The sequence below is a fragment of the Bacteroides sp. AM41-16 genome, assembly GCF_003603495.1.
GTDB classification, from domain to species: Bacteria; Bacteroidota; Bacteroidia; order Bacteroidales; family Bacteroidaceae; genus Bacteroides; species Bacteroides uniformis.
In genome coordinates, this window is the sequence record NZ_QTNE01000015.1 from 44,165 (window position 1) to 63,597 (window position 19,433).

The window sequence follows — 19,433 nt, forward strand, 5'->3', positions numbered from 1 at the left end:
CGTTTCGTTTTATTCGTTATTCCCATTTTCTATTCTCCTTACAATCTCCCGGGTGAAAGTCGAAGTGGACAGCGAGACGCCACCCGGCATAAAACGTGCCAAGTCGGCAGTAGCACGGGCTTCTGTGAAACTTTCCTCCAAGGCGTTCTCTATAAGAGAGGCTGCTTCCTTCCAACCCAGATATTCAAGCATCATCACAGCGGAAAGGATGATGGAACAGGGATTCACAATGTCTTTCCCGGCAATGTTCGGAGCCGTCCCGTGAGTAGCCTCAAAAATGGCATGCCCCGTTTTATAGTTGATATTCGCACCCGGTGCAATGCCGATGCCGCCTACCATGGCAGCCAGTTGGTCGGACACATAATCACCGTTCAGATTCAACGTGGCAATCACGGAATATTCTTCGGGGATAAGCAACGTGTTCTGCAAGAATGCATCGGCAATGCAGTCCTTGATGACCAGACGCCCTTCTGCCAGCTCTTTACCAAACTCACATTCTGCCAGCTCGTACCCCCACTTCTTGAAACCGCCTTCCGTAAATTTCATGATGTTTCCTTTGTGTACCAAGGTCACGGAAGGCAGATGATGCTCAAGCGCGTATTGGCAGGCGGCACGCACCAAGCGCTCTGTTCCTTCTCTTGAAACGGGCTTCACGCCAAACGAGGAGGTTTCGGGAAAACGGACTTTTGTCACCCCCATGTCATCATGGAGAAAACGATAGAACTTTTCAGCCTCCGGAGTTCCGGCTTCCCATTCGATGCCTGCATAAATATCCTCGGTATTCTCACGGAATACGCACATATCCACCTTCTGCGGCTCTTTGAGTGGAGAAACAATACCCTTATACCAACGTACCGGACGTTGGCAGACATACAAATCAAGCGTCTGACGCAATGCCACGTTCAACGAACGGATACCTCCGCCGACAGGTGTTGTCAAAGGACCTTTGATGCCCACCTTATAAGTGCGGAAGGCTTCCATCGTTTCATCCGGCAGCCAGGAGCCGGTTTCGTGGAAAGCACGTTCTCCTGCCAGCACTTCTTTCCATTCAATGCCACGCCGGTCACCATAGGATTTCCTGACAGCGGCATTCACGACAGCCTGCATGGATGGGGTCACTTCTGCTCCCACTCCATCGCCGGAAATAAAAGGTACAGTAATTTTTTCCATATTCTATCTTGCATTAAGTGCAGAACCGGCCCGGAACCAGGCTATCTGCTGTTCGTTATACGTATGTTGTACTTCAAAACTTTCTTTACTCCCGTCCTCGTGATGAAGAACCACCTTCAACGTACGTCCCGAAGCAAAATCTTTCAACCCCATGACAGAAATCAGGTCGCGTTCCCGAATCTTGTCATAATCGGCCTTATCCGTAAAGGTCAGTGCCAACATGCCTTGTTTCTTTAAATTCGTCTCATGGATACGGGCAAAGCTTTTCGCCAAAATGACGCGTACATTCAAGAAGCGTGGTTCCATGGCAGCATGCTCACGGCTGGACCCTTCACCATAATTCTCTTCGGCAACGACAATGGAAGGGATACCTTCGGCCTTATACAGCTTCGCAGTGCCTGACACTGTTCCATAGGTATTGGTGGAGCGGTTCCAAACCTTGTTCGTCTCTCCATTGAAAGCATTGACAGCCCCCATCAGCATATTGTCCGAAATATTCTCCAAATGTCCCCGGAAACGGAGCCATGGCCCCGCCATAGAGATGTGGTCGGTGGTACATTTCCCTTGCACTTTAATCAATAAGGGCATATTCAGCAAGTCCATGCCATCCCAGGCAGGGAAGGGAGTCAGCAGTTGCAAGCGCTGTGAATGAGGATTGACCGTAATTTCCGTCTGTCCTTTGCCTGGAGCAATGTATCCTTCCTTTCCTCCTATAAACCCGTGTGCCGGCAGTTCTTCACCGACCGGTTCGGACAGTTTCACAACCTCTCCTTTGGCATTGACCAGCGTATCCCTCAACGGGTCGAAACAAAGGTCACCGGCAATGGTCAGCGCCATCGTTATCTCCGGGGAAGCGACGTAAGCAAAAGTGTTGGGATTTCCATCGGCACGTTTGGCAAAATTACGGTTAAAAGAGGTGACGATGGAATTTTTTCGTTCAGGGTCATCAGTATGGCGCTTCCACTGGCCAATACAAGGTCCGCAGGCATTCGCCATTATCGTTGCGCCAATATCTTCGAAAGCGGCAATCATGCCGTCGCGTTCAGCAGTGGCACGTATCTGCTCCGAACCGGGGTTGACAATCAGCGGAGAAGCAACCTTCAAATTCTTTTCCTTTACCTGCCGGGCAAGGGAGGCTGCGCGGCTCAAATCCTGATAGGACGAATTGGTACACGACCCTATCAGGCCGACTTCCATCCGGCGGGGATAGTTATTGGTTATCACTACCTCGGCAAATTTCGATATCGGTGTTGCTGCATCCGGCGTAAAGGGCCCATTGATATACGGTTCCAACAGCGAGAGGTCTATTTCAATGATGCGGTCGTAATATTTTTCCGGATTTGCCAGCACTTCGTCGTCGGCGCGAAGGTCGGCAGCTACGGAAGCAGCCATTTTTGCCACTTCTTCACGTCCGGTAGCCTTCAAATAAGTACCCATGCGCTCATCGTAAGGGAAAAGGGAGGTAGTCGCCCCCACCTCTGCCCCCATATTGCAGATGGTAGCCTTTCCAGTGGCAGACAATGAAGCGGTTCCCGGTCCAAAATATTCAATGATGGCATTGGTTCCCCCTTTTACAGTAAGAATACCCGCCAACTTCAGAATAACATCTTTGGGAGCTACCCAGCCACTCAATTTACCCTTCAAGTGTACGCCTATCAGACGCGGCATTTTCAATTCCCATTCCATGCCAGTCATCACATCCACCGCATCGGCACCACCCACACCAATGGCCACCATGCCCAAACCTCCGGCATTGGGCGTATGAGAGTCCGTGCCTACCATCATTCCACCCGGAAATGCGTAGTTCTCCAATACCACCTGGTGAATAATGCCTGCTCCCGGCTGCCAAAAACCTATGCCATAGCGGGAAGAAACATCACGGAGAAAATTATAGACCTCCTCGTTGGTCTTCGTAGCAGTCGCGATATCTTCTTTTGCACCTTTATATGCTTGAATCAAATGGTCACAGTGCACAGTGGAAGGCACGGCAACCTGCTCACGGCCTGCATTCATAAATTGCAATAAGGCCATTTGGGCCGTTGCATCCTGCATGGCCACACGGTCGGGACGGAAATTCACATAGTCTTCTCCCCGTCTGTAGTTCTTCACTTTATCCCCATCATACAAATGAGCATACAAAATTTTCTCCGCTAAAGTCATCGGACGCTGTAGTACATTCCGTACGCGTTCTATCTTCTCCGAATAAGCGGCATAAAACGTTTTGAGCATCGTTAAATCATATACCATAACCACTATTTTTTAGTTTTTCATTATTGTAAAGATTACAAATTAATATCATAAACAAATAAAAAGGCTGAATAGTTTAACAAAATAAAGCATTTTTTCCGTCGGAAGTGAAGAATGATTACCTTTGCAACCATGAAGGAACAAGATTCAAATAGTCCTATTATTCACCTCCAGCAGCAACAACTTTTGCTGCGCATGGAATACGAATACGAAAAAGAGGAATTCAAACGCCAAACCGAAAACATGGGGATTGCCCGGAAAGTGAAACGGGGACTTTGCTGGTATCCTGCCACTCCGGGACGAAGTTACTATAATTCACTGAATCAATTAGTAATAGAAATTACACACACAGAAAATACCGATATAGAACATAATTTTGAGTTCGGCCGTCCCGTATGTTTTTTCCGCCAGTCTGCCGATGGAAAAATAACCTATATGAACTTCACCGCTACCGTAAGCTATGCCGACGAGACACGGATGGTAGCGATAATGCCCGGAGCCGGTGCCGTTATGGAAGTGCAGGAAACGGACAACCTCGGCGTGCAACTTTATTTCGACGAAACATCCTATCGGACCATGTTCGAAGCCTTGGAAGATACGTTACGCTCCAAAGGCAACCGCCTGGCCGAATTGCGGGACATATTGCTGGGAACCTCGAAAGCCGGTTTCCGAGAGCTCTACCCCGTACGGTTTCCCTGGCTGAACTCCACGCAGGAGACAGCTGTAAACAAAGTGCTGTGTGCCCGCGACGTGGCCATTGTACATGGTCCTCCGGGAACCGGAAAAACGACCACCTTAGTGGAAGCCATCTACGAAACCCTGCATCGGGAACCGCAGGTACTGGTATGTGCCCAAAGCAATACCGCCGTCGACTGGATTTCGGAAAAACTTGTGGACCGTGGCGTCAATGTCCTGCGTATCGGCAATCCGACCCGTGTCAACGACAAGATGCTTTCCTTTACCTACGAGCGTCGTTTCGAGAACCATCCGCTTTATCCGGAACTGTGGAGCATCCGGAAAAATCTCCGTGAACTGGGCAGCCGTGCCCGCCGTGGCAGCTATGACGAACGCGAAGGAGTACGCAGCCGTATGAGCCGCCTGCGCGACCGCGCCACCGCATTGGAAATACAAATCAATTCAGAGCTTTTTGATGGGGCACATGTCATAGCCTCCACGCTGGTAAGCAGCAATCACCGGCTGCTGAACGGACGCCGTTTCGGCACCCTTTTCATTGATGAAGCAGCCCAGGCCTTAGAGGCTGCCTGCTGGATAGCTATCCGAAAAGCAGACCGCGTGGTATTGGCGGGTGACCACTGCCAACTTCCACCCACCATAAAATGCTACGAAGCCGCCCGTGGAGGTCTGGAACGAACATTGATGGAGAAAGTGGTGTCCAACAAACCTGCCGTTGTCTCTTTGCTGAAAGTGCAATACCGCATGCACGAGGAAATCATGAAATTTCCTTCCCAATGGTTTTATAATGGCGAGTTGGAAGCCGCTCCCGAAGTGCGTTACCGGGGCATCCTGGACTGGGATACCCCCATCCACTGGATTGACACCTCCGAAATGGATTTCAAAGAAGAATTTGTGGGAGAGACTTTCGGGCGCATTAATAAGGCGGAAGCGGACCTGCTCCTATCAGAACTGAAAATCTACATCAACCGTATCAGTGGCAACCGCATTCTGGAAGAAAAAATAGACTTCGGCATCATCTCCCCTTACAAGGCACAAGTGCAATATCTCCGCAACAAGATAAAGGCAGACGCTTCACTCAAGCCTTATCGCAGCTTGTTCACTGTAAATACGGTGGATGGCTTCCAAGGGCAAGAGCGCGATGTTATCTTCATCAGCCTTGTCCGTGCCAACGAAGAAGGGCAGATAGGATTCCTGAATGATTTAAGGAGAATGAATGTAGCCATCACCCGGGCACGTATGAAGCTGGTGATAATGGGAGAGGCAGATACGCTGAAACATCACGGTTTTTACCGGAAGCTACTGGAGTTTATTCAAAATATAGGGAATCAATAATAAAGAAATACCCCCTCCGGTAACACCGAAGAGGGTATTTCACCTATTTATATAAAGCTGATTAATTGTTTTCCGGACGAAGTTTACGAACTGTAACAGCTGTCTGCCACATTTCGCTTTCACGCAAGGCTTTCAATTCTGCATTCAGCTTCTCACGATAATCGGGTTTGGAGTTACTGTCGATAGAAATCTGAGCTTCGTTGCCCGACTTCACACTTGCATACAATTTCTGTACAACCGGCTTGATGGCATCATGAAACGGGGTCATCCAATCCAGCGCACCACGCTGTGCCGTAGTAGAACAGTTGGCATACATCCAGTCCATACCGTTCTTGGCAAACAATGGCATCAAAGATTGAGTCAACTCTTCCACTGTTTCATTGAATGCTTCAGAAGGAGTATGGCCGTTTTCGCGCAATACTTCATACTGAGCCAACAGCAATCCCTGGATAGCACCCATCAATGAACCGCGTTCACCGGTCAAGTCGGAAGTGGCTTCGCGGATGAAAGTTGTCTCGAACAAATATCCCGAACCAATACCGATACCCAGTGCAATCGTCTTGTCAAAAGCCTTACCCGTAGCATCCTGATAGACGGCATATGATGAGTTCAAGCCACGCCCTTCGAGGAACATGGTACGAAGTGAAGTACCGGAACCTTTGGGAGCAACCATAATAACATCAATATCTTTAGGAGGAACCACGCCGGTACGGTCGTTCCAGGTAATAGCAAAACCATGAGAGAAGTAAAGAGCCTTTCCGGGAGTCAAATAAGGTTTGATAGTCGGCCATACAGACATTACAGCTGCGTCAGACAACAGACACATGACGATAGTACCTTTCTGGCAAGCCTCTTCGATGCCGAACAAAGTCTCACCCGGTACCCATCCGTCAGCCACCGCCTTTTCGTATGTCTTACCCGGACGTTGTCCTACAATCACATTGAAACCGTTATCACGCAAGTTGCAAGCCTGGCCCGGGCCTTGTACGCCATAACCGATTACTGCAATTGTTTCATCTTTCAAAATCTCACGTGCTTTTTCCAAAGGAAATTCTTCGCGGGTCATTACATTCTCAATAACACCGCCAAAATTCAATTGTGCCATTTTTTGTTTTAATTTTTATTTGTGGCTTACGCCAACGTTGATAAATTTATTTATTTCTCTGTAAATATCACTTTAGAGCGACAGACCACTTCGCTGCCATTCTTTTTCACCTCCACATCGTAAACGCCCTCACCGGCATCATCCATGAACAAAGTCAACTCATCCCCATAATAGCTTTCGACTACATATGCCATTTCAAAACGACGGATGCGCTTCTCCTTATACATCTCTATCGGGAACAAATCAAGGATATGCTCGATGTAACGGATGCTGTTCACATGCCCGTTAATGTCAATATCACTGTATTTGGCTACCAAAGCAGCAACCGGTTCCTTTGAGGCCACCTTTATCCGCGAAGGTTTTTCTATCGGGCAAGGCTCATCGCAAACATAATCTACAATGCTGCCACTATGAAGAGCCAGCAAATCTGCCGGCTTACGGGTATTCATGCTAATCATCGCCCAAACGGAACGTGCATACCCAATCTTCTTGCCCTCCTTATCGATGATAGCGAAATTACGGTCTGTAAAAAGGCGATAGACATTCTCCACCCAAGTCTGAATGGAGAAATCTTCGTACTGATAAGGCATTTCATCCAGTTCGACAGCCAGACGGGACAATACCCAAGTATAATTGTCCTCGTTTAGAGTCGCGATGCCAAAACCGCGGTCGCTGGCATGGAAACCCGCACAATTCAACAAATGGTTGCCCAATACTCCCATTGTCAGCCGTCCGGTAAAGTCGACATGAAACGGTTCGGCAACAAACTTGTAGGTACCTATCTTATTGTTCTCGCTCATCATGATTCCTAGTGTTTACTTTGACGATATTTTGCTTCACGGTCCGCCAGATATTCATTGACACGCTCAAAGCAGCTGGTCGTAATGGCTACGCGACCCGAACGGACGAACTGAAGTACGCAATCCAACTGGCGCAACTCCTCATAAAGATTGGTGATTTCCTCACTCATGCCATTCTTCTCAACAATGGCAAATACAGCATTCACCTCCACAATACGGGCATTGTACTTACGGATTACTTTAGACACCTCCGGTTTTTCTTCCAGCGTAGGAGTCGTTATTTTATAGAGGGCAATCTCGTGCTGATAGATTTCATCATCCGTGAAATAATGGGCTTGCAGCACATCTATTTTCTTGGTAATCTGCTTGGTCACCTTTTCAATGGTATCCTTGTCCGTCCAAGCGGTAATGGTATATTTATGTACCCCCTTGATGGAGGAGGCCGATACATTCAAACTCTCGATGTTTATCTGCCGGCGGGTAAACACAGCCGTCACCTGATTCAGCAAACCGGCAAAGTTTTCCGAATGAACAATGATTGTATATAGTTTTTTATCCATAGATAGAGTAAATTCTTTAATTTCGCATGACTTCAGCATTCCAACAACATCTGATTGACCGAACCGCCCGGAGGTGTCATCGGCATTACATTTCCTTCTTCCTCCACACAAGCTTCGAGCAGGAATGGTCCGTCAGTCGCTATCATCTCGTCAATCGCTTTTGCCAGCTCCTCGCGGGTCATTACCCTGCGTGCAGGAATATCATATGCCGAAGCAATCTTCATATAATCCGGATTCATCATCGGAGTAAACGAATAACGACGATTGAAGAACATCGCCTGCCATTGACGAACATTGCCCAGGAAGTTATTGTTCAACAGAATCATCTTCACCGGAGCTTTTTGCTCCATGATGGTACCCAGTTCCTGCAGGTTCATCTGCAAGCCGCCGTCTCCCATGAATACGCATACCGTGCGGTCCGGACGTCCAAAAGTGGCACCGATAGCTGCCGGAAGGCCGAAGCCCATAGTACCCAGGCCACCGGAAGTAACAATGCTACGTTCCTTGCTGTATTTGAAATAACGGGCGGACATCATCTGATTCTGGCCGACATCAGTCACCAATATCGCCTCGTTATGGGTAGCCTCACTCACAGCACGCACCACCTCACCCATGCTTAGCGCTTTTCCTGCCGGATGTAATTCCGGACGGATTACCTTTTCCTCTTCCACTTCCTCGTATTGCCGGAAACTGTCAATCCATTCCTGATGGTTGGCGGGTTCCAGCAATTGGGTAACGGCAGCCAGTGTCTCTTTGCAATCTCCCAGGACAGCAACATCGGTCTTTACATTCTTATCTATTTCGGCAGGGTCAATATCAAAGTGGATAATCTTCGCCTGCTTGGCATATGTTTCCAATTTACCCGTCACACGGTCATCAAAGCGCATGCCTACGGCGATAAGGACATCACATTTATTGGTATTGATATTGGGCCCCAGGTTACCGTGCATACCAAGCATTCCTTTGTTCAACGGATGGTTCGTAGGTAATGCGGAAAGTCCCAATAAAGTGCATCCGGCAGGCATTCCGGCTTTCTCAATGAAAGCACGAAGCTCTTGCTGGGCTTCTCCCAGCTCCACGCCTTGTCCTACCAGCACCAAAGGCCGTTCCGCACCATTTATTAATTCAGCAGCCTTCCGTATGGCCTCCGGCTCCATTTCGGGAACGGGAAGATAGCTACGGACATAGTCCACCTTAGTAGGCGCATATTCTGTTTTCTCCACTTGGGCGTTTTTAGCAAAATCCAGCACGACCGGTCCCGGACGTCCGCTCTTTGCCACATAGAAAGCACGTGCCACTGCCCAGGCCACATCTTCTGCACGACGAATCTGGTAACTCCATTTCGTGATAGGCTGAGTAATGCCTACCAAGTCCACTTCTTGAAATGCATCCGTACCCAGAAAGTTCGTCCCTACCTGGCCGGCAATGACAACGATAGGCGTACTGTCAATCATGGCATCTGCAATGCCCGTGATAGTATTGGTAGCACCCGGTCCACTGGTAACCAGACAAACGCCAACCTCGCCTGATACACGTGCAAAGCCTTGTGCCGCATGGGTTGCTCCTTGTTCATGGCGAACCAAGATGTGGTTCAATTCCTTCCGGTGGTCGTATAAGGCATCGAATACCGGCATGATGCTCCCTCCCGGATAACCGAAAATGGTCTTTACTCCCTGATGCTCCAGAGAGCGCATCAATGCTTCTGCGCCTGTTATTAGAGCCTCACCCCGACCCTCTCCTTGGGAGAGGGAGGAAAAGTTACTCTTTTTATTATTATCAGCCATACTTTATCTATTCATTATATTTAAAAGCTCAATAGTAGCTTGAAAAATTTGTTTCATTCTTTCCTCCCCTCGCTTTCGGAAAGGGGGGCTTTTAATCAATCAGCCTCACAGCCCCTTTGTCAGCGGAACTCACCATACTGGCATATGCTTTCAATGCTTTGGAGACTTCACGGTTGCGGGTTACCGGAGTCATAGGGCGTGCTGCAAGCTCTTCATCCGTCAACTTCACATTGATAGAACGGTTCGGTATATCAATTTCGATAATGTCCCCATCCTTAATCTTGCCGATATTACCACCGGCAGCCGCTTCGGGAGAAACATGTCCGATACTTAGTCCGGAAGTACCACCACTGAAACGCCCGTCGGTAATCAATGCACACTCCTTACCCAGATGGCGGGATTTGATATAAGAAGTAGGATAAAGCATCTCTTGCATACCCGGTCCACCTTTCGGCCCTTCGTGAGTGATGACGACGACGTCTCCACTGACCACCTTTCCAGCCAGAATACCGTCACAAGCCGCATCTTGTGAGTCGAAGACTTTCGCCGGCCCCGTAAATTTCCAGATACTCTCGTCTACACCGGCAGTCTTGACAACGCAACCGTCCTGAGCTATATTTCCCTTCAAAACTGCCAGACCGCCATCCTTGCTGTATGCATGTTCCAAATCACGGATACAACCGGTCGCACGGTCCGTGTCGAGTTCCTTATAAGACGCATTTTGTGAACCAAGTACCAGATTGAACTTTCCGGCTGCCGCACTGGAGTATTTCTTGATTGCCTCTTTACATACATTAGAGCTGGTAATACTATACCGGTCGATTGCCTCTGCCAACGTCATTCCATCCACACGGCGGACATTCGTATCGACCAATCCGCCCTTGGCAAGCTCATCCATGATGGCAATGATGCCACCGGCACGGTTAACGTCTTGTACATGATACTTTTGGGTATTGGGAGCCACCTTGCATAAGCAGGGGGTCTTGCGGGAGAGCATGTCAATGTCGTCCATCTTAAAATCCGCTCCGGCTTCGTGAGCCACAGCCAACAAATGAAGTACCGTATTAGTGGAACCGCCCATCGCAATATCCAGCGTCATGGCATTCAAAAATGCCTCGCGGGTAGCAATACTTCGCGGGAGTACGCTCTCATCCCCTTCTTCATAATATCTAAAGGCATTCTCTACAATCAACTTGGCTGCATCCTCAAATAGTTTCTTGCGATTTTCGTGAGTGGCTACAATCGTGCCGTTACCGGGCAGTGCCAATCCAATCGCTTCATTCAGGCAATTCATGGAATTAGCGGTAAACATGCCTGAGCAGCATCCGCAAGTGGGGCAGGCATGTTGCTCAATCTGTGCCACCTCTTTATCGCCCACACTTTCATCAGCAGATTTAATCATGGCATCAATCAAATCCAAATGCTGTCCGTTCCATTCCCCGGCTTCCATCGGACCGCCTGAAACAAACACAGTCGGTATATTCAGTCTCATAGCCGCCATCAGCATCCCCGGAGTAATCTTGTCACAGTTACTGATGCAAACCATAGCATCCGCCTTATGGGCATTTACCATATACTCCACACTATCGGCAATGATATCTCTTGAAGGCAGGGAATAAAGCATACCGTCGTGTCCCATAGCGATACCGTCGTCAATGGCAATCGTATTGAACTCCGCAGCAAAACACCCCAGTTTTTCAATCTCTTCCTTTACAAACTGGCCTATTTCGTGCAGATGTACATGCCCGGGGACGAATTGTGTAAATGAATTGACTATAGCGATAATGGGCTTACCCATCTGTTCCTTCTTCATACCATTCGCCGTCCACAATGCACGGGCTCCCGCCATGCGGCGACCTTGTGTGCTGAACGAGCTGCGTAACTGATGCTTCATTTTCAAATCTCCTTTTAATGAAAAAGCCTCTCCCACTATAGTGAGAAAGGCTTAATAAATTATCTTCTAACGTACGAATACATACATAACCTTTCTCACGCTCTTGATGCCACCACCACGACGCGAATAATATGCAGGACTGCCAGGTTAATAGATGTATGTAAATTCATAACTTAATTCTTCTTTTTTGTTTCAAACGTGCTGCAAAGGTAAGGGCTTTTTTATAATCTCCAAACAAATTGAAGAAAAAAATAAGATAAATATGAATAATCGTAAGAAAATATCGCCCTAAAATCCTATTTTATCACTTAACAGTTCTAAATAGAACCATTCAGACAGCCAATGTAAATGTATTGCCAATCATTGAAACCATTTAATAATCTGAAAATTACCAAAGGCTCTCTACATCCCGAAACAAATAATTCGTATCTTTGTCTCTTCAAATACTCAAAAAAAAGTATTTACTAATTAAATAAAGATAGAAAATTAATGGAAACAGTAGAAAACAAGTACATCACCGTAGCATATAAGCTGTACTCAATCGAAAACGGAGAAAAAGATTTCGAAGAAGAAGCACCCGTAGAGCATCCTTTTCAGTTTATCTCAGGTCTGGGAATGACACTCGAACCCTTTGAAGCCCAGATAAAAGACTTGCAGATAGGCGATAAATTCGACTTTACCATTCCGGCATCAGAAGCTTATGGTGAATATGACGACGACCATGTTATTGACCTCCCCAAAGAAATCTTCATGATAGAAGGAGAATTCGACAGCGACCGTGTAGTGGAAGGCGCCGTCATCCCCTTGATGACTTCTGAAGGTCAACGCATCAATGGAAGTGTAGTAGAAGTAAAGGAAGACGTAGTTGTAATGGACATGAATCATCCACTCGCAGGTTGTGATTTGAACTTTACCGGAGAAGTGGTGGAAAGCCGTCCGGCTACGAACGAAGAGCTTGCTGAAGTTGCCCGTATGATGGGTGGCGGTTGCGGCAGCTGCGGTTGTGGTGACTGTGGCGACGGATGCGGCGACCATGAATGTGGAGGCGGATGCTGCCACTAAAGAATTAAAAATTAAAGAATTAAAAATTAAAGAATCAGACTACACAGTATTAAGCATGCCGCATGGTAATTCTTTAATTTTTAATTCTTTAATTTTCAAATTCTATATTATTTACTTGTCATTATCTCCAATACCAATTTATCCGTTTCATTCATTCCTTTAGAACCGATTTTTGTCAGATTACGGATACTCTGATCCACATCCTCATCAATAATACCTTCTACGGAAGTCACACAACGGTTTTCCATGGCCATGATGGCTGAAAGCACTGCGGTTGAAACTCCGGTAGTTACTTTCAATGCACAACTGGGTTTGGCACCATCACAAATCATTCCGGTAAGATTGGCAATCATGTTCTGCACAGCATATGCCACCTGTTCATAAGTTCCTCCCATTAGCCAAGTTATACCGCAACTGGAACCCGTAGCAGCAACCACACAACCGCATAAGGCAGATAAGCGTCCCAAACTCTGCTTGATATAGATTACTGTTAAATGGCTCAACATCAAGGCACGAATCAATTCTTCTTCCGATTTTCCATTTTCTTCGGCATAGACCAGTACGGGAAGGGTAGCGGATATCCCTTGATTGCCACTGCCGGAATTGCTCATCACCGGAATCATGGCACCGGCCATACGGGCATCACATGCTCCCGAAGTGTAAGAAAGGATATGAGAGAAGACACTGTCGCCCATAATCCGGTGTTCGTAAGTGCCACGTAGGATTTTACCCAGTCCATGACCATATTCACCTTCGAAGGAACGTTCGGCGGCAGTCTTGTTCAGTCGTGCCGTATCAAGAATAAAACGAATGTCGTCTAATGGGGTTGTCATGGCGAAGTCATACACTTTGCGTAAAGTCAAGTCCAATACATCCTCCTCCTCTTCGATGCAAGAAGCGGTTTGTTTGTCCAGCAGGATATCCCCGTTGTGCGTTATATAAGTAAAGCAAGTATGTCCACCAGCAATAATGGCGGTTGCCTTGTCCGTATCGGCTTCACAGCAGACTTCTATATAAAGTTTCTCTTCTATATCGTCTTTTAAGGATATATGGATACGCTTTTCTTCTATGAAACGCTTTCCTGCCTCCACTGCATCAGGGGTACTGTCTTTCAAAACCTCCAATTGATATACCGACTTGCCTATTAAAGCGCCAAGCGCCACAGCAATCGGTAATCCAATCATCCCCGTACCAGGAATACCCACTCCCATTGCATTCTTCAGAATATTGGCACTCAGCAATACGGTTATCTTTTCGGGACGCTTATTCAACACTTCCACAGCCTTTGCTACACACAATGCTACTGCTATAGGTTCTGTACAACCAATGGCAGGGACGACCTCGTTCTTGACAAGGGCAATGATTTGCAGTCTTTCCGTTTCAGTCATATTTATTCAAATTTGATGCAGGCAAAGATAATGTATTTTATTCTATAATAAAACGAACAAAAAAATAAAAAAGAGGATTCCAAGCACAGAACCCTCTTTATAGATAAAGAAAAATCTTTTCTTATTTTTTATAAGAATTGTCACCAAGACTTATACCTAAATTGAATCTGGTAGTAACATTCCAAATTCCTTCTATTTCAGTCATTGAGTTCAAGGCAGTCAGCATCTGAATCATATTCCACAAAGGTATACTCTGTCCCCAGAATTCAATGTTCGTGTTCTTTAACAACGCATCTACATCAGGTAACATCGGATAGAGAGCAGGCATAAAAATATCAAATAAATCCTTATCCAAATAGATAGAGAGATCATTTACCGTTCTTACGAGCTCTTCCTCGTTCTTTATCTCCAATTGGGTGGTTCTATAGTTCAAGGGGAAACCATCGATTACATAGCTAATCAGCTTTTCAATATCACTATCAGAAATTTTAGAAATATCTAACTTTTTCAGCATATTATCATCTTCAAGTCCAGCCAACAACTGACCCAACAAATTCTTGATGTCAGCTCCACTCATGCTCTTCACCATTTCTATAATCTGCAAAACAGCTTCCGGAGTCATTTGAGAATCCTCAGCATCTTTCAATGCTTCGGTTACAATGGCAGGAATATTCAGCACAACATAGATATGCTCACCCTTCACATACCAATAAGCCAGATTTGTGGGAGAAGTTTTCCAAACAATGCCGTCCGTTGAAGGGAGCTGCCCCATACCGGCCATAATCATCTGATCCATAGTAATGTTTATTTCTTCTGCATAGCTGGCTACAATAGAACCATCAGCTTTGAACTCTACATCTTTCAAAAGCTGTATCATAGCCGCAGATAGGACATTCGTCCCTACTGTCGAGATATTATCCGCTGCAATCCCTGCATTACCACCTTCTCCATAAGGCGATACCCAAGTCAATCTTCCCGGAGCATAAATATTGGTTCTATCTTTAGAATCAGCATAATAAACAGCATCACACAACTGATATTTCTTCACGATATCTCCTACAAACTCCGTAGAAACCGTAACTGTAGCTTTCCCTTCTAATGTGATAGTACCCGAAACTTTCACATTCGTAGAGCTAAGCAGCACCCAAGCCGCCTTAGTAGCAGGCGTTACACTTTTCTCGCCTTGAAACTTAAAAGTACCGTCTGTCTGTTCAACAACAGTCACATTAATTTCTATTTCATCTGCACCTCTAACCACTTTATTCAACGTCAAAATACCATTCTGCGCATCGGTCATCGCTAATTTCACACTAGCATCAGAACTTGTCGGAATATTAGTTTCCAGTTCCAGATTTTCAGCTGTAATAATCTGACTAGGCACTTTCTTCCAATTTTCATCATCATCATCACTACAAGCCGTGAATAAACTCATTGAACAGATCAATGCAAATAAATAAAATAAATTCTTTTTCATACTTTTTTGAGTACTTGTTTAGTTAATAAAAAGCTTCCCAAGGGAGCTATTAATTTCCCATTTTAAATCGAAGGTGCAAAGTAACACTTTTTAAGGTTACAGTACAAGGTCTTTTCTAAAAAATAAATGTTCCTTTTTTCATCATTACGAGTGAAATTCGGATGCAGATTTCATAAAGAGTAAGCCATTTTTATAAAGAACAAGCCATTGGCCAAACTCTGGCAAAGGCAGGCAACTTTATGCGGAAAAGACTTTTTATCTTATTTCCTTAAACGTTTTATGAAAAAAAGTTGTTATCTTTATAAAGTCAAAAGCATTTCTTATAAAGCGTATTGGCACATTAACCTCATATATAAACCTTTAAAGCATTTGATATGTTCAACTCATTTGGAAATATTCTCCGTCTTACCAGTTTTGGGGAATCGCACGGTAAGGGCGTGGGAGGAGTGATAGACGGATTCCCTGCAGGAATAGTCATTGATATGGATTTCGTCCAGGCAGAGCTCGACCGACGCCGCCCCGGACAGTCACGTATCACTACCGCCCGGAAAGAAGGTGATAAAGTGGAGTTCCTCTCCGGCATCTTCGAAGGAAAATCCACAGGCTGCCCCATAGGATTCATTGTATGGAACCAAAACCAACATTCTGACGATTACAATAATCTGAAAGAAGTCTACCGACCGTCACATGCCGACTATACTTATAAAGTGAAATATGGCATCCGCGACCACCGCGGAGGCGGACGTTCATCAGCCCGTGAAACAATCTCGCGTGTAGTAGCGGGTGCCCTGGCCAAATTGGCGCTGAAGCAGCTGGGTATACACATCACGGCGTACACTTCACAAGTAGGTCCTATCCGCCTTGAAGAAAATTATACCGCATACGACCTCGACCTGATAGAGACCAATCCGGTCCGCTGCCCCGACCCGGCGAAGGCAAAAGAAATGGAAGAACTCATCTTCAAGATAAAGGGAGAAGGAGATACCATCGGAGGAGTGGTGACTTGTGTCGTCAAAGGATGCCCCATCGGACTGGGACAACCCGTATTCGGTAAGCTCCATGCAGCACTTGGAGCAGCCATGCTCAGCATCAATGCAGCAAAAGCATTTGAGTATGGAGACGGTTTCAAGGGATTAAAGCAGAAAGGCTCGGAGCAGAATGATGTGTTCTACAACAATAACGGACGTATCGAGACCCGCACCAATCATTCGGGCGGTATACAAGGTGGAATCAGTAACGGGCAAGACATCTATTTCCGTGTAGCCTTCAAACCCGTGGCAACCGTACTGATGGAGCAACACACCGTGAACATTGACGGTGTAGACACCACCCTGAAAGCCCGAGGACGCCATGACCCGTGTGTATTGCCACGCGCAGTACCCATCGTGGAAGCAATGACAGCAATGACATTGTTGGATTATTACCTGATTGACAGAACAACACAACTATAATATTCACCCATGGAAATAAAGAAATACATCACCGAGAACGAGCCTAAAATGCTGGAAGACTTGTTCAGCCTCATTCGCATTCCAAGCATCAGTGCCAAACCCGAGCATCACGACGATATGCTTGCCTGCGCCGAACGCTGGGCACAGTTGCTGCTCGAAGCCGGAGCGGATGAAGCCCTCGTAATGCCCTCCAAAGGTAACCCGATTGTTTTTGGACAAAAAATCGTAGACCCGGACGCCAAGACCGTATTGGTATATGCCCACTACGACGTGATGCCAGCCGAACCTCTCGAACTTTGGAAAAGCGACCCCTTTGAACCGGAAATACGCGACGGACATATCTGGGCACGCGGTGCTGATGATGACAAAGGGCAATCTTTCATACAAGTGAAAGCGTTTGAATACCTCGTACGCAACGAACTGCTGCAAACCAACGTAAAATTCATCTTCGAAGGAGAAGAAGAAATCGGTTCGCCCAGCTTAGAAAGCTTCTGCCAGGAGCACAAAGAGTTGCTGAAAGCAGACGTCATTCTGGTTTCGGACACCAGCATGCTTGGTGCAGACCTGCCTTCACTGACCACCGGACTGCGCGGACTGGCCTATTGGGAAATAGAAGTGACCGGCCCCAACCGCGACCTGCACAGCGGTCACTTCGGCGGTGCTGTTGCCAACCCCATCAATGTGCTTTGCCAGATAATCAGCCAAGTGACGGACGCAGAGGGACGTATCACCGTACCGGGCTTCTATGACGATGTGGAAGAAGTTCCCCAAGCCGAGCGCGACATGATAGCCCGCATTCCTTTCGACGAAGAGAAATACAAAAAGGCTATCCATGTAAAAGCACTTTTCGGAGAGAAAGGTTACAGTACGCTGGAACGTAATAGTTGCCGTCCGTCTTTCGACGTATGCGGCATCTGGGGCGGATATACGGGTGAAGGGTCCAAGACCGTGCTCCCATCCAAGGCATACGCCAAGGTATCCTGCCGGTTGGTTCCCCACCAGGACCACCACAAGATATCCCGGCTCTTTGCCGACTACATTCTGGACATAGCGCCGGATTCAGTACAGGTAAAAGTCACTCCGATGCATGGAGGCCAAGGATATGTATGTCCCATCACCCTACCCGCCTACCAAGCCGCCGAAAAAGGTTTTGAAAAAGCTTTTGGAAAGAAACCGCTGGCAGTGCGTCGGGGTGGAAGTATCCCCATCATCTCCACTTTCGAGCAAGTACTGGGCATCAAAACCATTCTGATGGGCTTCGGGCTCGAATCCAACGCCATCCACTCACCTAATGAGAATATACCGTTGGACATCTTCCGTAAAGGAATAGAAGCTGTTGTCGAATTCTACCTCAATTATAAATAAAACAAGAAAATCAGGATGAAAGACTTCCAAATTCAAGCCATCGGCCTGATGTCCGGCACTTCCCTTGACGGGCTGGACGTATGTTGTTGCACTTTCCGGCAGCAAGCCGGAAAATGGTCTTTCCACATAGACTGTGCAAAAGGCTATAGCTACCCCGACGCCATGAAGCAGATATTGGGTACCGGTGCACAGACAATGAGTGCTTTGGAGTTCATCACTTTCCACAGCTCCTATGGAAAGTTTCTCGGTGAACGTGTCAACGAGTTCATGCAAGAATTTGGAGTCCACCCCGATATTATCGCCTCCCACGGGCATACCATCTTCCATGAGCCTCAAAAGAGAATCATGTACCAAATAGGTGACGGAGCCGCCATTGCCGCTGAAACCCGTATACCTACCGTTTCGGATTTCCGGCGGCTGGACATCATGCTGGGTGGGCAGGGCGCTCCACTCGTACCTATTGGCGACCGGTTGCTTTTTGCCGACTACGACTTCTGTTTGAATATCGGCGGTTTCTCCAACATCTCATTCGAGCAGGACGAGCGGCGCATCGCTTTTGACATCAGTCCGGTGAATTACGTCATCAACCATTACTGCCGGCAAATAGGATTGGAATTTGACCGTGACGGCGAGATAGCACGGCAAGGCAACATCTGCCAAGAACTGCTGGACGAACTGAACGGAATGGATTTCTACCATCAGTCCGGACCGAAGTCATTGGGACGGGAGTGGGTGGAAACGCTGGTATATCCCATGCTCGAGCGTTATGGCTTGAGTATGGAGAATATGCTACGTACCTTTTACGAGCATGCCGCCTGGCAAATATCACGCATCATCACCGCCCGCCCCTTGCCCGATGGTAACGGAAAACTGCTGATTACCGGCGGAGGTGCATTCAACAAGTTCCTCATAGAACGTATCGACGCCTTGTGTCCGTGTGAAATCGTGATTCCCAGCCGGCAAATCATAGAATACAAGGAAGCCCTAATCTTTGCTTTCCTGGGTGCCCTCTATATGGCGGACACACCCGGATGCCTCGCCTCGGTGACGGGAGCCACGACAGATAATATCGGAGGGATGCTGTTTAAAATATAGTCAATTTTAC

14 protein-coding genes are annotated in these 19,433 nt (G+C 47.0%); 5 read left to right on the forward strand and 9 right to left on the reverse strand.

Features of this window, described 5'->3' with window-relative positions:
• Positions 1–9: 9 nt before the first annotated feature.
• Positions 10–1,170, reverse strand: a complete 1,161-nt coding sequence (gene icd / locus DW896_RS13605; RefSeq protein WP_005827150.1) for an NADP-dependent isocitrate dehydrogenase — start codon at positions 1,168–1,170, stop codon at positions 10–12.
• Positions 1,171–1,173: 3 nt separating this feature from the next.
• Positions 1,174–3,417, reverse strand: a complete 2,244-nt coding sequence (locus DW896_RS13610) for an aconitate hydratase (protein WP_008664041.1) — start codon at positions 3,415–3,417, stop codon at positions 1,174–1,176.
• A gap of 132 nt (positions 3,418–3,549) precedes the next feature.
• Here DW896_RS13610 and DW896_RS13615 point away from each other — a divergent pair, with 132 nt between their 5' ends.
• A complete protein-coding gene (locus tag DW896_RS13615) occupies positions 3,550–5,445 on the forward strand; it encodes an AAA domain-containing protein (protein ID WP_034529520.1) in 1,896 nt (631 codons plus the stop codon).
• Between the two features lie 61 nt (positions 5,446–5,506).
• Here DW896_RS13615 and ilvC read toward each other — a convergent pair whose 3' ends face one another.
• The 5 genes from ilvC to ilvD all read right to left on the reverse strand — a co-directional run bounded on the left by ilvC (position 5,507) and on the right by ilvD (position 11,588).
• Positions 5,507–6,550 (reverse strand): ketol-acid reductoisomerase, encoded by a 1,044-nt coding sequence (gene ilvC, locus DW896_RS13620; protein ID WP_005833131.1) that lies wholly within the window; start codon positions 6,548–6,550, stop codon positions 5,507–5,509.
• 50 nt (positions 6,551–6,600) lie between these two features.
• Entirely contained in the window at positions 6,601–7,350 is a 750-nt protein-coding gene (locus DW896_RS13625; RefSeq protein ID WP_009037960.1) for an acyl-[acyl-carrier-protein] thioesterase, read from the reverse strand.
• 8 nt (positions 7,351–7,358) lie between these two features.
• A complete protein-coding gene (gene ilvN, locus DW896_RS13630; RefSeq protein ID WP_034529517.1) occupies positions 7,359–7,910 on the reverse strand; it encodes an acetolactate synthase small subunit in 552 nt (183 codons plus the stop codon).
• A 32-nt stretch (positions 7,911–7,942) separates the two neighbouring features.
• Complete coding sequence (ilvB, locus tag DW896_RS13635) at positions 7,943–9,694, reverse strand: biosynthetic-type acetolactate synthase large subunit (protein WP_009037958.1); 1,752 nt, start codon at positions 9,692–9,694, stop codon at positions 7,943–7,945.
• A 91-nt stretch (positions 9,695–9,785) separates the two neighbouring features.
• The gene (ilvD, locus tag DW896_RS13640; RefSeq protein ID WP_034529514.1) at positions 9,786–11,588 is read right to left on the reverse strand and encodes a dihydroxy-acid dehydratase; all 1,803 of its coding nucleotides are present in this window, start codon (positions 11,586–11,588) and stop codon (positions 9,786–9,788) included.
• A 489-nt stretch (positions 11,589–12,077) separates the two neighbouring features.
• On the opposite strand from ilvD, the gene DW896_RS13645 reads away from it, so the two are divergent.
• Positions 12,078–12,650, forward strand: a complete 573-nt coding sequence (locus DW896_RS13645; protein WP_005833142.1) for a peptidylprolyl isomerase — start codon at positions 12,078–12,080, stop codon at positions 12,648–12,650.
• A gap of 107 nt (positions 12,651–12,757) precedes the next feature.
• Here DW896_RS13645 and DW896_RS13650 read toward each other — a convergent pair whose 3' ends face one another.
• Together DW896_RS13650 and DW896_RS13655 are read right to left on the reverse strand one after the other, a co-directional pair.
• Positions 12,758–14,038 carry a serine dehydratase subunit alpha family protein gene (locus DW896_RS13650; RefSeq protein WP_009037955.1) on the reverse strand — a complete coding sequence of 427 codons (1,281 nt, stop codon included), beginning with the start codon at positions 14,036–14,038 and terminating at the stop codon, positions 12,758–12,760.
• Between the two features lie 121 nt (positions 14,039–14,159).
• Positions 14,160–15,512 carry a DUF4925 domain-containing protein gene (locus DW896_RS13655; protein WP_083790055.1) on the reverse strand — a complete coding sequence of 451 codons (1,353 nt, stop codon included), beginning with the start codon at positions 15,510–15,512 and terminating at the stop codon, positions 14,160–14,162.
• A 374-nt stretch (positions 15,513–15,886) separates the two neighbouring features.
• On the opposite strand from DW896_RS13655, the gene aroC reads away from it, so the two are divergent.
• The 3 genes from aroC to DW896_RS13670 are packed head-to-tail and all read left to right on the forward strand — an operon-like array spanning position 15,887 to position 19,423.
• Positions 15,887–16,963 (forward strand): chorismate synthase, encoded by a 1,077-nt coding sequence (aroC, locus tag DW896_RS13660; RefSeq protein WP_008664052.1) that lies wholly within the window; start codon positions 15,887–15,889, stop codon positions 16,961–16,963.
• 9 nt (positions 16,964–16,972) lie between these two features.
• A complete protein-coding gene (locus tag DW896_RS13665) occupies positions 16,973–18,328 on the forward strand; it encodes a dipeptidase (protein WP_009037953.1) in 1,356 nt (451 codons plus the stop codon).
• Positions 18,329–18,343: 15 nt separating this feature from the next.
• The gene (locus tag DW896_RS13670; protein WP_009037952.1) at positions 18,344–19,423 is read left to right on the forward strand and encodes an anhydro-N-acetylmuramic acid kinase; all 1,080 of its coding nucleotides are present in this window, start codon (positions 18,344–18,346) and stop codon (positions 19,421–19,423) included.
• Positions 19,424–19,433 lie beyond the last annotated feature (10 nt).

What these genes read in the sequence shown, in the direction of transcription:
- icd (WP_005827150.1), bottom strand. Translation starts at nt 1,170, where the DNA reads ATGGAAAAAATTACTGTACCTTTTATTTCCGGCGATGGAGTGGGAGCA.
- DW896_RS13610 (WP_008664041.1), bottom strand. Translation starts at nt 3,417, where the DNA reads ATGGTATATGATTTAACGATGCTCAAAACGTTTTATGCCGCTTATTCG.
- DW896_RS13615 (WP_034529520.1), top strand. Translation starts at nt 3,550, where the DNA reads ATGAAGGAACAAGATTCAAATAGTCCTATTATTCACCTCCAGCAGCAA.
- ilvC (WP_005833131.1), bottom strand. Translation starts at nt 6,550, where the DNA reads ATGGCACAATTGAATTTTGGCGGTGTTATTGAGAATGTAATGACCCGC.
- DW896_RS13625 (WP_009037960.1), bottom strand. Translation starts at nt 7,350, where the DNA reads ATGAGCGAGAACAATAAGATAGGTACCTACAAGTTTGTTGCCGAACCG.
- ilvN (WP_034529517.1), bottom strand. Translation starts at nt 7,910, where the DNA reads ATGGATAAAAAACTATATACAATCATTGTTCATTCGGAAAACTTTGCC.
- ilvB (WP_009037958.1), bottom strand. Translation starts at nt 9,694, where the DNA reads ATGGCTGATAATAATAAAAAGAGTAACTTTTCCTCCCTCTCCCAAGGA.
- ilvD (WP_034529514.1), bottom strand. Translation starts at nt 11,588, where the DNA reads ATGAAGCATCAGTTACGCAGCTCGTTCAGCACACAAGGTCGCCGCATG.
- DW896_RS13645 (WP_005833142.1), top strand. Translation starts at nt 12,078, where the DNA reads ATGGAAACAGTAGAAAACAAGTACATCACCGTAGCATATAAGCTGTAC.
- DW896_RS13650 (WP_009037955.1), bottom strand. Translation starts at nt 14,038, where the DNA reads ATGACTGAAACGGAAAGACTGCAAATCATTGCCCTTGTCAAGAACGAG.
- DW896_RS13655 (WP_083790055.1), bottom strand. Translation starts at nt 15,512, where the DNA reads ATGAAAAAGAATTTATTTTATTTATTTGCATTGATCTGTTCAATGAGT.
- aroC (WP_008664052.1), top strand. Translation starts at nt 15,887, where the DNA reads ATGTTCAACTCATTTGGAAATATTCTCCGTCTTACCAGTTTTGGGGAA.
- DW896_RS13665 (WP_009037953.1), top strand. Translation starts at nt 16,973, where the DNA reads ATGGAAATAAAGAAATACATCACCGAGAACGAGCCTAAAATGCTGGAA.
- DW896_RS13670 (WP_009037952.1), top strand. Translation starts at nt 18,344, where the DNA reads ATGAAAGACTTCCAAATTCAAGCCATCGGCCTGATGTCCGGCACTTCC.